At 64.9% G+C, this 14,996-nt stretch carries 13 protein-coding genes; 5 read left to right on the top strand and 8 right to left on the bottom strand.

The window, feature by feature from the left end:
• Positions 1-120 precede the first annotated feature (120 nt).
• From AC0CMF_RS05285 to AC0CMF_RS05260, 6 genes are all read right to left on the bottom strand, one after another.
• On the bottom strand, positions 121-987 hold the full coding sequence (locus tag AC0CMF_RS05285) for an amino acid ABC transporter permease (RefSeq protein ID WP_472481131.1): 867 nt from the start codon (positions 985-987) through the stop codon (positions 121-123).
• A gap of 29 nt (positions 988-1,016) precedes the next feature.
• Positions 1,017-1,826 (bottom strand): transporter substrate-binding domain-containing protein, encoded by an 810-nt coding sequence (locus AC0CMF_RS05280; protein WP_050471766.1) that lies wholly within the window; start codon positions 1,824-1,826, stop codon positions 1,017-1,019.
• 129 nt (positions 1,827-1,955) lie between these two features.
• Complete coding sequence (locus AC0CMF_RS05275) at positions 1,956-3,227, bottom strand: class I SAM-dependent methyltransferase (protein WP_472481129.1); 1,272 nt, start codon at positions 3,225-3,227, stop codon at positions 1,956-1,958.
• Between the two features lie 11 nt (positions 3,228-3,238).
• Positions 3,239-4,129: a DUF1365 domain-containing protein gene (locus tag AC0CMF_RS05270; RefSeq protein ID WP_058900070.1), complete on the bottom strand. Its 891-nt coding sequence runs from the start codon at positions 4,127-4,129 to the stop codon at positions 3,239-3,241.
• 13 nt (positions 4,130-4,142) lie between these two features.
• The gene (locus AC0CMF_RS05265; protein ID WP_374628431.1) at positions 4,143-5,444 is read right to left on the bottom strand and encodes an NAD(P)/FAD-dependent oxidoreductase; all 1,302 of its coding nucleotides are present in this window, start codon (positions 5,442-5,444) and stop codon (positions 4,143-4,145) included.
• Between the two features lie 175 nt (positions 5,445-5,619).
• Positions 5,620-6,609 carry a LacI family DNA-binding transcriptional regulator gene (locus AC0CMF_RS05260; protein ID WP_058900068.1) on the bottom strand — a complete coding sequence of 330 codons (990 nt, stop codon included), beginning with the start codon at positions 6,607-6,609 and terminating at the stop codon, positions 5,620-5,622.
• Positions 6,610-6,744: 135 nt separating this feature from the next.
• Here AC0CMF_RS05260 and AC0CMF_RS05255 point away from each other — a divergent pair, with 135 nt between their 5' ends.
• From AC0CMF_RS05255 to AC0CMF_RS05235, 5 genes are all read left to right on the top strand, one after another.
• On the top strand, positions 6,745-7,803 hold the full coding sequence (locus tag AC0CMF_RS05255) for an ABC transporter ATP-binding protein (RefSeq protein WP_050471762.1): 1,059 nt from the start codon (positions 6,745-6,747) through the stop codon (positions 7,801-7,803).
• 33 nt (positions 7,804-7,836) lie between these two features.
• Positions 7,837-8,982, top strand: a complete 1,146-nt coding sequence (locus tag AC0CMF_RS05250; RefSeq protein WP_058900067.1) for an ABC transporter substrate-binding protein — start codon at positions 7,837-7,839, stop codon at positions 8,980-8,982.
• Between the two features lie 332 nt (positions 8,983-9,314).
• A complete protein-coding gene (locus AC0CMF_RS05245; protein ID WP_058900857.1) occupies positions 9,315-10,136 on the top strand; it encodes an ABC transporter permease in 822 nt (273 codons plus the stop codon).
• Positions 10,133-10,960: an ABC transporter permease gene (locus AC0CMF_RS05240; protein ID WP_058900066.1), complete on the top strand. Its 828-nt coding sequence runs from the start codon at positions 10,133-10,135 to the stop codon at positions 10,958-10,960. The genes AC0CMF_RS05245 and AC0CMF_RS05240 overlap by 4 nt, the downstream gene beginning before the upstream one ends.
• A gap of 19 nt (positions 10,961-10,979) precedes the next feature.
• Positions 10,980-11,777: a metallophosphoesterase gene (locus AC0CMF_RS05235; RefSeq protein ID WP_058900065.1), complete on the top strand. Its 798-nt coding sequence runs from the start codon at positions 10,980-10,982 to the stop codon at positions 11,775-11,777.
• A gap of 244 nt (positions 11,778-12,021) precedes the next feature.
• Here the strand turns inward: AC0CMF_RS05235 and AC0CMF_RS05230 are convergent, their stop codons facing one another.
• Positions 12,022-13,806, bottom strand: a complete 1,785-nt coding sequence (locus AC0CMF_RS05230; protein ID WP_058900064.1) for an IlvD/Edd family dehydratase — start codon at positions 13,804-13,806, stop codon at positions 12,022-12,024.
• On the bottom strand, positions 13,803-14,789 hold the full coding sequence (gene denD / locus AC0CMF_RS05225) for a D-erythronate dehydrogenase (protein ID WP_058900063.1): 987 nt from the start codon (positions 14,787-14,789) through the stop codon (positions 13,803-13,805). Before denD ends, AC0CMF_RS05230 begins: the two co-directional genes overlap by 4 nt.
• Positions 14,790-14,996: the final 207 nt, after the last annotated feature.

Here is a 14,996-nt window from a genome sequence, read left to right as displayed (position 1 = left end):
GCCGAAGTCTTTCGGCCGTGTTTCATTAAACCAACTTGCACCCAGGCTCACCGGTCCCGGCTCGCGCTACGCTTGGCCGGGATGACGATGGAGAGGTGGGGGGATTATGGGCACGATAACCTAAATCTGCCCGCCCTGCGCCTCGCCGCTGCCCGGCTTGTCCCGCCAGCGCAGGCGGTGTTCGAGCTGGCGCAGGGCGACGGAGAGGGTGACGGTCATCGACAGATAGATCAGCGCGACGAGATTGTAGGTCTCGAAATAGCGGAAGTTGCCCGCCGCTGCGACCTTGCCGAGCTGGGTGATGTCGGTGACGCCCAGAACCGAGACGAGGGAACTGTCCTTCAGCATGGCGATGAAATCATTGCCGAAAGGCGGCAGCACCACGCGCAGGGCCTGCGGCGCGATGACCAGCCGGAAACGCTGCCAGCCGGTAAGGCCAAGCGCCTTGGCCGCTTCCACCTGACCGGGGGCTATCGAGACGATACCGGCCCGGAACACCTCCGCCAGAAAGGCGGAATAGGCAAGGATCAGCGCAGCAACGGCACGCCAGAGCAGGGAGACATCGCGCGTCCTGACCTCGCCAAGGCCGAGGTAGCCGGCGAGCCAGTTCCAGCCTTCCACCAGCAATGGCACACCGGCAAAGGCGATGTAGAGCAGCAGCACGATGATCGGAATGCCGCGGATCAGTTCCACATAGAAGCGGACGAACTGGCGGATCACGGTGAAGCGCGACAGGGTGCCGAGCGCCAGCAGCAGCCCCAGCAGCGAGGCACCGGTGAAGGCTGTGGCCGTGACCATCAGCGTGATGCCGATGCCGCGCGACAGGGTGGACAGCACCTGCGCCTGCTGGGCATCGGCCAGCGCCTGCACGAAGGCATAGACGATCAGCAGCCCCATGGCGGCGAGCCACCATGGAAACTCGGGCGAAGAGGGCGAACGGCCGCCGGGGATATGTCTGGCGCGCGGCTTCGGGCGGGCGGGTCCCATTCTTCACGGCTCTCCGGCGGGCATCAGGTTCACTGGCCCATCTTGTAGTCGAGCAGCCACTTCTTATCGAGCGCGTCAATGGTGCCATCTGCCTTCATTGATGCGATGGCGGCATTGACCGGGGCAACGAGATCCGAGCCCTTCGGGAAGATGAAGCCGAAGTCTTCCGTGCCCAGTTTCTCACCCACGATCTTCAGCGTGCCATTGGAGGTGGAGACATAGCCCTCCGCCGCCGTGCTGTCGGTCAGAACCAGATCCACGTCACCAGCCCGGAGCGCGGCAACGCCGGCGCCAAAGGTCTCGAATTTCTTGATGCGCGGGTTGGCCTCGTCGCCGTCGAGCACTTCGTAGACACCGACATAGAAGGGCGTGGTGCCCGGCTGGGCGGCCATCAGCAGCCCGGCATCGGCGGCAAAGCCCTTGGCATCGGAGAACCGGGCTTCATCGGCACGCACCAGCATCACCATTTCCGAGCGCATGTAGGGATCGGAGAAATCCACCTTGTCCTTGCGGTCGTCGCGGATGGTGATGCCGTTCATGGCAAAATCATATTCCCCGGCGGCGATGGCAGGGATCATCGCGTCCCAGCTGGAGTTCTGATAGGTGACCCTGGCGTTGAGCCGCTTTGCGATCTCCGCAACCGCGTCATATTCCCACCCCACGGCCTTGCCGCTGCTGTCCATGAACTGCAGTGGCGGATAGGCATTTTCCGTCAGCACCGCGATTTCCCGGCCGCCCAGATCCGGCAGTTCAGCGGCCTGGACAAGGCCGCCGGTGAAGGGCAGCACCGACAGGGCAAGGGCGGCAAGGCGGGCGAAACGCGGCAGAAGGGCGGTCATGGGTCAGGCTCCCGTTGACGTGAAACGTGTTCCCGACTGTTAGCCGTGAAGGCTGGCTGCGGCAAGCGCGATACAGCCAGAGGGGATATATCCGGACAGAAAACCTCTTCTGCCCGGAAGGCGGCTGCCTTAGCCCGCTTTGGCGTAGACGATCTGGCGCACGTCGATGTTGCCGGAGCGGAAGCCGGCCTCGCAGTAATGGAAATAGAACTCCCAGAGCCGCTTGAAGCGCTCGTCGAAACCGAGCGGGGAAATGCGCGGCCATGCCTCGCGGAAGCGCTCGCGCCACTCGGCGAGGGTGCGGGCATAGTCCTGACCGAAGATGCGCTCCGCCGACAGTTTCAGGCCCTGCCGTCCGCCGATTTCCTGCAGCTTGCCGGGAGGCGGCAGCATGCCGCCGGGGAAGATGTAGCGCTGGATGAAATCGGGGCGGCGGGCATAGTCCTTGAACATGGTGTCCTGGATCGTGATGATCTGCAGGCCCGCAAGCCCGCCGGGCTTCAGGCAGGACGACACCTTGTTGAAATAGACCGGCCAGTACTCCTTGCCGACCGCCTCGAACATTTCGATGGAGGCGATCCGGTCGTAAACGCCGGTTTCATCGCGGTAATCCTGAAAGACGACTTCCACCCTGTCATTGAGACCGGCCTTGAAGATGCGCTCGCGGGCATAGTCATACTGCTCGCGGGAAATGGTCAGGGCGCGCACATTGGCGCCGATCTCGCCGGCCGCAAACTCGGCAAAGCCGCCCCAGCCGCAGCCGATTTCCAGCACCTTGTGGCCCGGCTTGATGCTGGTGGCCTCCGCCAGCGCCAGATATTTCTTGCGCTGTGCCTCTTCCAGCGAGGCGGTGCTCTCGTCGAACAGGGCCGAGGAATAGGTCATCGAAGGGTCGAGCCATTCCCGGTAGAAAGCGTTGCCAAGGTCGTAATGCGCCGAGATGTTCCGCTGCGAGCCCTTGCGGGTGTTGCGGTTGAACCAGTGGCGCAGCGTGACGGCCAGGCGGAACAGCGGGCTGCCCTGCAGCTTCTCCACCGTCGCGTCCCGGTTGACGCAGAAGAGTTCTAGGAAGGTGGTGACGTCCGAGCTGGACCAGTATCCGGCCATGAAGGCTTCGCCCACGCCCACATCGCCGCCTTCGGCGGCCATGCGCACGAAGCGCCAGTCATGCACGAAGAGATCCGCCACCGGCCCCGGTTCCTTGCCCTCGATGCGGAAGGCCTGACCGTCCGGTGTCGTGATTGTCAGCACGCCGTAGCGCAGGGCAAGCACGATACGCATGCCCATGCGGACAAAGCGCGGCAGGCCCGACAGCACCTCGCGGGCGTTCGCCTGTGTCAGATGAATGACCTGCTGCGATCCGGCATTGGCCGGGGAGGGCAGAGAGGAGGCTAAAGACATGTCGGTCTCCATCAGGCTTTCCCGTAAACTTCAGTATCTGCGGGCGCGTTTGCCTTTTTGGCCTGTTGCGCGCCGCTGCCTGCCGCAGCTGCGGTGGCAGATGTCTTTGAATGAAAACGTATCCCCTTGAGCCAAAGCTTCAAGGCCTCCCAATGAATGCCGCCCATGACCTTGAGGGTCATGAACGGCATCCTCAGGCATTCGCGCAGGATGACGCGGCCGGTCAAACTGTTGTGATGGCCGTGGAAGGTCGCGGCCAGCGAAGGGCCGTCCGGGTCCGTCTCGAGAATCCGCACGCGCACGGTCTCTCCCGGCGGCATCATGCGGAAGTGATAGGTCTGCACCATGTCGAGGAAGGGGGAGACGTAGAACTGCTTGTCCTGCGTCTGCCGGATGCCCGCCTCGCTCACCTGATCCGCTGTCACGGGCGCCACATAGGTGTGCAGGTCGCCGAAGGTGTTGCGCACCTCATAGACGATGCCGGTCAGCGTGCCTTCGCCGTCATAGGCGTAATAGACGCTGAGCGGGTTGAACACGTAGCCCAGCATGCGCGGATAACACAGCAACAGGACACGTGCGGGGCGGGCCACACCCTTCTCCGCCAGCAGCCGGTCCACATGTTCACGCAGATCCGAGCCGTCACGGGGGCCGTGGTCCTTCTCGTGGAAGGACAGAAGATTGAAGCGGCGATGGGAAAAGAACCAGCTCTGCCGGCCGGCGTCCTTCAGCCTGTCCAGATCGATCAGCAGGCTGAAGACGGAATAGCTGAAGCGGTGTGGCACGGGCTTCATGCGCGCATGCATGACCTGCCCGGCATAGAGGCTTGCTGCCTCCGCCGGGGCCGGGCCATTCCCGCTCACGCGGGTCTGGCCGTGCCCGTCTGTCTTTCTGTGCGCCGCCATGTTGCGTCCTGCCTTACTCGGCAGCTTCCGCGAGGCCGGACGAGCCAACCGCCGCAGAGCGCCAGGGAAGTTCCGCGCCAAGGGCAGTGGCAACCTTGAGGCCGGAAACAAGACCGTCCTCATGGAAGCCATGCCCTTGCCAGGCTCCACAATACCACGTGTTGGCCACGCCCTGTATCCGTGAGAGTTGCTGCTGCGCGGCCAGGGCGCCCGCATCGAACTGCGGATGGTCATAGGTGAAGCGGGCGAAGGTCAGATCCTCGCGCGGCTCATGCGGCGGGTTGAGCGTGACGAACAGCGGGCGGCTGGTGTCGATGTTCTGCAGCCGGTTCATCCAGTAGGACACGGCCACATCCGTTCCTTCCGCCGAGCCGGTGCGGGCGAGATAGTTCCAGGAGGCCCAGACGCTCTTGCGCTTGGGCATCAGGCTTTCGTCCCGGTGCAGATAGACCGTGTTGGGCCGGTAGCGGATGGCCGAGAGAATGCGGCGCTCGTCGTCGCTCGCATCATCCAGCATGGCCAGCGTCTGGTTCGTGTGGCTTGCGAGGATGACGTGATCGAAAATGTCTTCGTGGCCCGAGGCATCGCGCACATGCACTTTGCCGTCTGCCCGGCGCACATTGGTGACGGGCGAGCCAAGGCGCACATGGCCGCGCAGCGGCTCCAGCAGGCGCTGCACATAGTTGCGGCTGCCGCCGGACACCGTGCGCCACTGCGGCCGGTCGAAGTTGATCAGCCGGTGATTCTCGAAGAAGGAGACGAAGGAGGCGGCCGGGAAGGCCAGCATTTCGGAGGCCGGGGTGGACCAGATCGCCGCACCCATCGGCACCAGATAGTCCTCGATGAAGGCGGCGGAGAACTTGCGGGCGCGCATGTAATCGCCAAGGCTCATGCCCGTCAGATAGCCCGAGGCGAGATCTGCGGCGCACTGACGGTTGAAGCGCAAGATCTCGCGCAGCATCCACAGGAAGCGCGGCGAGACCATGTTGCGCCGCTGGGCGAAGATGGTGCGCAGGTTGGTGCCTGACCATTCGCGCCGGCCGGCATCTACCGACAGGGCAAAGCTCATGTCGCTGGCTTCGGTGGCAACGCCCAGATGGGCAAAGAGTGCGGTCAGGTTCGGGTAGTTCAGCTCGTTGTAGACGATGAAGCCCGTGTCCACCGAAATGGCGGCGCCATCGTAATCGATATCGACGGTGGCACTGTGCCCGCCGGGGCGCAGGCGCTTTTCGTAAACGGTGATGTCGTGATGGCCGCTGAGGGCCCAGGCAGCGCTGTTGCCCGAGATACCGGAACCGATGACTGCAATCCGCATTCTGTATCCTTGTCATGCGGGACGGGGTGTCCCAAAGGTGGGGGCAGCGGGGAAATGCCTTGTATTGCGAGATCTTACGCTGCGCCCAAGCGGGCGGATCACGGACAGGAATTTTTGTTGTGCGGGGAGGGGGGAAGACGGGCCTTGCCAGAGCAACGAAGAGGCCCGTTCCGCCTCAGGCGCTCTGGCGGATGACCAGTTCCGGGGCGAGGCGGACGATTTCGGCGCTGCCGGTTTCGCCGTGGCCATCAATGCGCTGGCGCAGGAGGCGGAGCGCCTCGCGGGTGGTTTCCAGCACCGGATTGCGCACGGTGGTCAGCTGATAGGGCTCCCACGCGGCGGCCGGGATATCATCAAAACCGGCAATAGCCACGTCACCGGGCACGCTGAGGCCAAGGCGGCGGGCGGCGGCGATGGCGCCAAGGGCCATGGCGTCGTTGCCGCAGAGGATGGCATCGGGCTTTTCCGGCGCCGTCAGCAGGGTGAGGGCCTGCGCAAGGCCGCTGTCGACGGAATAGTCGCCCTGACGTGCGGCCAAGAGCTTCATGCCGCGCCGGGCCAGTGCCTGCATCAGCCCGTCGTGCCGCTCGATGTTGGAGAAGGTTTCCGGTGTGCCGCCGATCCACGCGAGCTTTTTGCGGCCGCTTGATGCCAGATGATCCACCAGCAGTTCCAGCCCGAGCCGGTTGTCGCAGCACACGGCATCCGTATCCCCGCCCGGCATGATGCGGCCGACCATGACAATCGGCGCGCCGGAATTGCGGCAGCGTTCGGCCAGCGCCGGGCTGACGGATCCGGCAGCAACAATCGCCCCGTCCACCTGATAGGCGAGGGCGTCTTCCAGCGCATTGTCCAGTTCATCGCCCGGCTGTACCTGCAGCAGCAGCGGCCAGTTGCGGGCCGCGCGGATTTCCCGGCTCATGGTTTCCAGGAGCCAGGCCTCATAGGGGCGGGAGACGGCGCCGACCACAAGGGCGATGAGGCCGGTATGGCTGCCGGTGAGGCCGCGGGCAATGCGGTTGGGGCGGTAGCCGAGGGATTCTGCCACCGCGAGCACATGGGCGCGCTTGCGGGCGGCAATCGGCGCCCCTTCGGTAAAGGCGCGGGACACCATGGCGCGGGAGACGCCTGCGGCTTCGGCAACATCATCGGCGGTGACGCGCATTCCTTCTCCGGCTCAACTTGCAAACGCGTTCATACTTTGCATCGCACAAAAAACGGCGCTTTGCAAATGGAGTTGACATAAAACCGTCATGCACTGAACATAGATTGAACGCGCTTTCAATCGGAGGAGGTCCCCATGGGAACTGAAGCGCTGTCACTGGAGGAGGTGTCCATTCGCCTTGGGCAGTCTCTCATTCTCGACGGCATCTCGCTGGAGGTGCCAGCGGGCACCTTTACCTGCCTGCTTGGCCCTTCAGGCTGCGGCAAGACAACATTGCTGCGCTCCATCGCGGGGTTCGCCCCGCTGAGCGCAGGGGATATCACCGTGGGCGGACGCTCCATCGCCGGTCTTGCGCCCGAGGCGCGCCAGACGGCCATGGTGTTCCAGTCCTACGCCCTGTGGCCGCATATGTCGGTCGCCGGAAACCTGACCTATCCGCTGAAGCTGCGCGGCCTGCCCAAGGCCGAACGGGAGCGGCGGGCGGAGGAGGTTCTGGCGCTGCTGGGCCTTGAAGGCTATGGCGGCCGCGCCGTCACCAGCCTGTCCGGCGGCCAGCGCCAGCGTGTGGCTCTGGGCCGGGCGCTGATCATCGACCCGCCGCTGCTGCTTCTGGATGAGCCGCTGTCGAACCTTGATGCCTCCATCCGCCGCAGCCTGCGCGGCGAGCTGCGCCGCCTGCAGCAGAAGGTCGGCATCACCACCATCATGGTCACCCACGACCAGGACGAGGCGCTGGCCATGGCCGACCGTATCGTCCTCATGCGCAAGGGGCAGATCGTGCAGGTGGCGAGCCCCGAGGAGCTGTACAGCGCCCCTGCCGATCTTGAGGCGGCTGAGTTTCTGGGTGTCGGCAACGTCACCGCCTTCCGCCATGGCGATCCGGTTGCGGCGTCTGCGAAGATTGCCGGGTTCCGCACCGAAGTTGCACGCGCGTTCACTTCGGCAGAGGTTCTGCCCGAAGGTCCGGCGCTGTTGCGCAAGGGGCAGGTCAGTGCCTGCGCCTATGCGGGCGGCACCTACCAGATCACGATTGATTCTGCCGGGGAGAGCCTGTCGGGCTGCTCGCCCGTGCCCATCGCTGCGGGCGCTGATGCGTCCCTCACCGTTCCGGCATCGATGCTGATGAGCTTCGATGCCGAAAACCGCCTGCTTCAGGGCACGCTCCACGGGGCTGTGCTGGAGACACGGCACTAATTTTCCCACTCACGAACCTCAGGGAAGACAGTCATGAAACTCAGGATTGCCCTTGCCAGCATGCTGGCAGCCACGACCCTTACGACGGCCCTGGCGACCAGCGTGTCGGCCCAGACCCTGACGGTGATCACCGCCGGTGACACCAACATGGTGGATTACATCAACGACTACCTCGGACCGAAGTTCGAGGAGACCCATCCGGGCGTGACCGTGCGCGCGGTCGGCACCGGCCCGGGCGATGGCGGCAGCCAGGCGATCTATGAAAAGATCGACGCCCAGAAGGGCAAGGACGTGTGGGATGTGGACGTCGCCGTCGTGCATCAGCGCATGGCCGGCAAGATGGTCGAGGAAAAGCTGCTGTCGAGCTACCGCGACGGTCTCGCCACGGCCAGGCTCGTCACCCGCGAAACGGCTGAAAACTCCCTCGGCGTGAATGTCTCCGGCTATGTCATGCCGATGTTCCACAGCCAGATCGCCATTGCCTACAATCCGGACGTGATCGCCAACCCGCCGCAGTCCTATGAGGAACTGGCCAAGTGGGTGAAGGAAAACCCGGGCAAGTTCGGCTACAACGGCATCACCGGCGGCATGGCCGGCGTCGGCTTCGTCTTCGGCTGGATGTATGCCTTCTCCGGAGCGGCTGACGAAATCCGCAACGGGCCGTGGGCTGACGATGCCGCTGCCAAGTGGGAGCCCGCGCTCACCTCGCTGCGCGACTTCAACCAGAGCGTTGTCATGACGCCGGGCAACGCCGGCACGCTGGATGCCATGAACCGCGGCGAAATCGCCATGGGCCCGGTGTGGATGGACATGTTCTACACCTGGGTTGCCGATGGCCGCCTGAACCCGAACCTGAAGCTGATGATCCTGTCGCCGGGCATGCCGGGCCAGCCGATGTACTACACGGTGCCGGCCAAGGCTGCGCAGCCGGAACTCGCCAAGGAGTTCATCGCCTTCGCCACCAGCCCGGCTGTGCAGGCTGACGGCATCGTGCGCCGCTTCAACTGGTTCCCCGGCATCGATCCGCAGAACGTCAAGAGCGAGCTGACGGACACCGAATGGAACCGCCTGTTTGCCGACGTGACGCCGGAAACGCTGGCCGAGCGCGGCTGGTCCATGCCGCAGGCCAAGTACTTCGCGGCCATTCTGGAAGCCTACGAGAAGAACGTCGCCAAGTAAGGGGGCTTGCGGGGGGGGGGCACCGGCGGTTCAGACCAAGGTTTTTCCCATCCGGCGTCATCCCGGCTCGCGCTGCGCTTGGCCGGGATGACGAAGGAGAGACTGGAAGCTTGCTGACAGTCTGACCTGCGCCCCTCCCGTAGCCACTCTTCCTAATCCCGTCTGGCCCGGCTCTCCGCCGGGCCGGGCATCTGCCTTTCAGGGAACAGGCCGGAGGCCGCCGTGCGGACAAACCGGCTCAGAGGAAATGCCTCATGACTGCACATTCTGCCGCTGACACGCTGCGGACCGGACAGACCGCCGTGAGTGGGCTGTTCAGCCGCTGGGCTGGCATGGGCGCCGGGCTGCTGCTTGTTGCCCCTGCGCTGACGGCCATCGGCCTGCTTTATGCCGCGCCGCTGCTGCGCTCGCTCATCACCGCCTTTCAGGATGGCGATGGCAGCTTTTCGACGGCCAATATCGCCAAGGCGCTGGAGTTCTACAGCGGCGATATCATCTTCTCCATCCTCGTCGCGCTTGCCTCGCTGGCGCTGATTGCCGCCGCCTCCATCGCCATCGCCGGGTATCTGACGCTGGGCGAAAGCCGCTGGGCTGTGCCGCTGCTGCGCTGGCTCTACCGCTGGCCGCTGTTCATTCCCTTCATCGTCGCCGGGCAGACGGCGCGCTCGTTCCTGGCCCGCAACGGCATGCTGAACACGCTGCTGGTGGATGCCGGGGTGCTGGATGCGGCGGCGGCGCAGAGCCTGCTCGACTGGCGCGGCCTTGTGCTGACCTTTGCCTGGAAGCAGATCCCCTTCGTCACGCTGCTGCTGGCCGGGGCGATGGCCTCGCTCGACCGCTCCACCATCGAGGCAGCGCGTAATCTCGGGGCAGGGCGGCTGCGCTGCCTGTTCGATATCGTGCTGCCTCAGGTGCGCCCGCAGCTGCTGGTGGCGCTGGTGCTGTCGCTTGTCACCATCATGTCGGTGCTGTCCGTGCCCGCCATGCTGATCTCCGGCAATCCCACCATGATGACCGCGATGATGGCCCACCGGGTCACCTATTACGGCGACTATGCCGTCGCCAATGCGCTCGGCCTCTTCTCCTATCTGCTGACGGCAGTGGCAGCCTGGGCTTACCTGCGCATGACGCTCAAGGCAAAGGCAGGCCAATGACCTCTCTCTCAAGCTTTGCCCGCAAGGCGGGCGCCACCCTCGGCCTTGCCCTTGCCATGGGGCTTGTCGCCTTCATCGTCTTCGGCCCGTTGACCAACCTCGCCATCTGGGCCTTTGCCGAACAGTGGTTCTATCCCAACCAGTGGCCGACCCGCTGGGGCTTCGAGTTCTGGGGCCGGGTTTTCCGGCCGCGTGCGGGGGCGTGGGAGTCGCTGTGGAACTCCGTCTCCATCGCGGCGGCGACCGTCGGCCTCTCGATGGCCCTGTCCATTCCGGCCGGTTATGCGCTGGCGCGGCTGGCGCTGCCCGCCCGCAGCTTCATCATGCTGATCTTCCTGCTGCCGCAGGCTTTCCCGTCGCTGCCGATCTTCGTCAACATCGCCGCGATCTTCTACGGCCTCGGGCTCAACGGCACGCTTTTCGGCGTGGTGCTGGTGCATTCGCTGCCCGGTCTTGTCTATGCGGTGTGGATTGCCACGGCCTCCTTCAGCGCCGTGGACCGCAGCATGGAGGAAGCGGCGCGCAACCTCGGGGCAGGGCCCTTGCGCACCTTCCGGGACATCACCCTGCCGCAGGCCTTTCCGGGGCTGATGGCCGCGTCGATCTTCGTCTTCCTCGACAGCATCGACGAATTCACCGGCACCTATTTCGTCGGCGCACCGGATATATCGACCCTGCCGATCCTGATGTTCAACGCCAGCATGGGCGGCAATTACCAGATCGCCGCCATCACCGCCTTGATCCTCCTGATCCCCTCCGTCGGCTTCATGCTGGTCATCGAACGCTTCCTGAAGGCGGATGTGCTCTCGCGCATCGGCCGCTGACTGAAAGACCTTTCAGGGCATGTACATTCTACATTTCTCCGACTTCCATCTCTTTGCCGCAGACAAGGAAAGCGCCCATCCGCGCGCCGATACGGTGGCGGCGGTGGAAAAGGTGCTGGCCGATGCCGCCAGCCTGACACCGCCGCCGGATCTGGTGCTGATCTCCGGCGATCTGGCCGACTGCGGCAGCGCGGAAGACTATGCGCTGGCCCGGCAGATGCTGGCCCTTTTTGATGCTCCCGTGCTGGTGGTGCCGGGCAATCACGACCGGCGGGACGCCATGCGCGCAGTTTTTTCGGGCACCATTCCCTTCACGCCGGAGCCGTTCCTCAACTTCGACATGGTGCACAAGGGTATCCGTGTCATTGGTCTTGACACGATCATTCCGGGCAAGGTCGAGGGGGAGCTTTGTGCGGAACGTCTCGGCTGGCTGGCCGACCGTCTGGCTGACGAAAAGGCGCGGGAAGAGACCACCTCCGGCGTCACCTTCTTCATGCTGCATCATCCGCCCTTCGGCCTTGCCTCACCCGCCTGGGACTGGATGACGCTGACGGCGGGGCGCGATGAGCTGCGTGCGCTTCTGGCCGGTTTCCCCGGCCACCTGCGCCTGCTGACGGGCCATGTCCACCGGCCGCTGATCACCAGTTTTGCCGGCCATTTCGCCGCCATCGCCGGCAGCCCCGCCTTCCAATATGCCCCCGGCCTCGGCTGGACCAGCGAACCTCCGCTGTCAGCAGAGCCCTATGTCTACTGGCTCCACCACATCACCGGCTTCGGCGACGTAATCACCAGCCCCCGGATGATTGATCTGGGGTGAAGAGGGGGACACCGGCTGCCTGCTTTCTCTTTGCCAGTTTGAGCACAGAAAGCCGATGGTCTTTGGAGTCCCTGACAGGTCCCGGCACAAGGCCGGGACGGCGCGGAGTGCTGGGTTTTGCCTGAACCCGGCGCACCAGTGCTGCGCAAGGTACGCTTCGGGCAGACATGAGACTCCGCCTTGACCACCCCACCGGGCCGCCCCGGCCTTGTGCCGGGGCCTGTGATGGGCGCATGGGGTTGCGTCAGTGGTTGTGACGCGGTGGGGTGGCGGCGAGGCCGCGGAAGGTTTCGGCATCGCGGATGGTGGCGCCATCGGCGAGCTGGGTGACCGTTTCGCGGTAGATCTTCTGCCAGGGCGTGGCCGAGGGCGGCACAGGCGGGATGCCTTCGGCCTTGCGTCGTTCGATCTCCGCCTCATCCACCAGCATGTCGCAGCGGCCGGTGTTGAAGTCGATGCGGATGGTGTCGCCGCTGCGCAGGAAGGCAAGGCCGCCGCCAGCGGCGCTTTCGGGCGAGGCATTGAGGATCGACGGGCTGTCGGCGGTGCCGGACTGGCGGCCATCGCCGATGGTCGGCAGGCTGGTGATGCCGCGCTTCAGCAGGTGATCGGGCGGCTGCATGTTGACCACTTCCGCCGACCCCGGCCAGCCCAGCGGGCCTGCGCCGCGGATGGCGAGGATGGTGCGCTCGTCGATGCCGAGCGCTGGATCGTTGATGCGGGCGTGGTAATCCTCCGATCCGTCGAAGACCACGGCCTTGCCTTCATAGATGCCTTCTCGGCCCGGCTCACTGAGATAGCGCTTGCGGAAATCCTCCGAGACGACGCTCATTTTCATGATGGCGAAGTCGAAGAGATTGCCCTTCAGCACGAGGAAACCGGCGCGCTCCTTCATCGGGGCGCCGTAGGGGCGGATGACCTCGCGGTCGGTGACCTCGCAGCCTTCAAGGTTTTCGCCCATGCTGCGGCCCGTCACGGTCAGGCAGCCTGTATCGAGCTTGCCCGCCTGCATCAGCTCCCACATGATGGCCGGAACGCCGCCCGCCCTGTGGAAGCGCTCGCCGAGATAGGCGCCGGCCGGCTGCACATTGGCCAGAAGCGGAATGTCATAGCCGTGCAGCTGCCAGTCCTCGGGCCTCAGATCAACGCCCGCGTGCTTGGCCATGGCCATCAGATGCGGCTGGGCGTTGGTGGAGCCGCCGAGGGCGGAGTTCACCCGCACAGCGTTTAGGAAGGCCTCCCGCGTCAGGATCTTCGAGGGGCGCATGTCCTCCAGCACCAGCTCCACCGCCCGCCGTCCGGTGCGGTAGGCCATCTGGCCGCGCTCCCGGTAGGCGGCGGGAATGGCGGCGCAGCCGGTCAGCGACATGCCGAGCGCTTCGGCCATGGAATTCATGGTCAGCGCCGTGCCCATGGTGTTGCAATGGCCGATGGAAGGCGCGCTGCTCAGCGCCGCTTCCAGGAATTGCTCGCGGGTGATTTCGCCCGCGCCATATTTGCGGCGCGAGCGCCAGATGACGGTGCCCGAGCCCACCAGCTCCCCGTCATGCCAGCCATCCAGCATCGGCCCGCCGGACAGGACAATCGCCGGAATATCCACGGTGGACGCGGCCATCAGGGCGGAGGGCGTGGTCTTGTCGCAGCCGGTGGTCAGCACTACCCCATCCAGCGGATAGCCGTAGAGGATCTCCACCAGCCCCAGATAGGCAAGGTTCCGGTCCAGCGCCGCCGTCGGGCGTTTGCAGTTCTCAAACAGCGGATGGGTCGGAAACTCGATGGGGATGCCGCCCGCATCGCGGATGCCGTCGCGCACGCGCTTGGCCAGATCCATGTGATGGCGGTTACAGGGGTTGAGATCGCTGCCGGACTGGGCAATGCCGATGATGGGCTTGCCCGAGCGCAGTTCTTCCGGCGTCGTTCCATAATTCATGAAACGTTCCAGATAGAGCGCCGTCAGGTCCAGATGGTCCGGATTGTCGAACCAGTCCTGCGAGCGCAGGCGGCGGGCGGGCTTGCTGTCACCGCTCATGCGATGCGGCCTCCCAGCTCGTCCTCGATGTGGACGCGGATGATCTCGTCGAAGGAGGTTTCGGCAGTAAAGCCAAGCGCCGTGGCGCGGGTGGCCTCGAAGCCGGGGGCCCAGCCGGAGACCATGCGGATGATCATCTCGTCCGGCTCGCGGCGGATCAGCTTCACGGCCTTCTCGCCGGCAATGCGGTGCAGGGCCTCGATCTGCTCGCCCACCGTGGCGCTGACGCCGGGCATGGAGAGATTGCGGCGCGGGCCGACGAGGCCGGTGGCAATGGTGGCGCCATGCAGCAGGAAGCCAACGGCCGAGCGCGGCGAGGCGTGCCAGTGGCGGATGTCCTCCGGCACCGGCAGCACGGCTTCTTCGCCGATGAGCGGCTCGCGCAGGATGTTGGAAAAGAAGCCGGAGGCGGCCTTGTTCGGCTTGCCGGGGCGGATGCAGATCGTCGGCAGGCGGATGCCGACGCCATCGAAGAAGCCGCGGCGGGAATAGTCGGACAGCAGCAGTTCGCAGATCGCCTTCTGCGTGCCATAGCTTGTCAGCGGCGTGGTGTGGAAGTCGTCGGAGATGGGATAGGGCAGGGGCGCACCAAAGACGGCGACCGATGAGGTGAAGACCATGCGCGGGTAATATCCGTCTGCCCCGTGGGCGAGGCGGATGGCGTCGAAGAGATAGCGCGTGCCATCAAGGTTGATGCGGTAGCCCTTGTCGAAATCAAGTTCGGCTTCGCCCGACACGATGGCGGCAAGATGGAAGATCACGTCCGGGCGGTCCGCAATCAGCCGCTCCGAGGTGCCGGGGACGGAAAGGTCAGCCGTCTCCAGCTTTGCCTGACCGGAGAAGCCTGCGGGCGCGGAGGGCTCGATCACATCGGCCAGCGTCATCCGGTCCACCGCCTTGCCGCCCAGCTGGCCATCCCTTGCCAGACGCTCAGCCAGCTTGCGGCCCACCATTCCAGCTGCACCAATGATCAGAACATGCATGCGCTCTCTCCTCCGCATTCTCAATTGCAGCCGCTTGGGAGGCTGCCTTTCCTCCATCCGCAGCGCTGCCGGACCGGTGTGCGGCAGTCTGTGGAAACCATTTGTAAGGTTGTCTGATAACCTTATATGATGGATTTGAAAACAGCCAGAGTGATTGTCTGCACAGGCGCCCGGTGGTGAGGACCGGCATCGCGCCGTGGCGGCAGA

The organism is Pannonibacter sp. CBAS1226, assembly GCF_055685825.1.
Note: the sequence above shows the minus strand (reverse complement) of the source record. Positions and strands in the feature narration are given on the sequence as shown.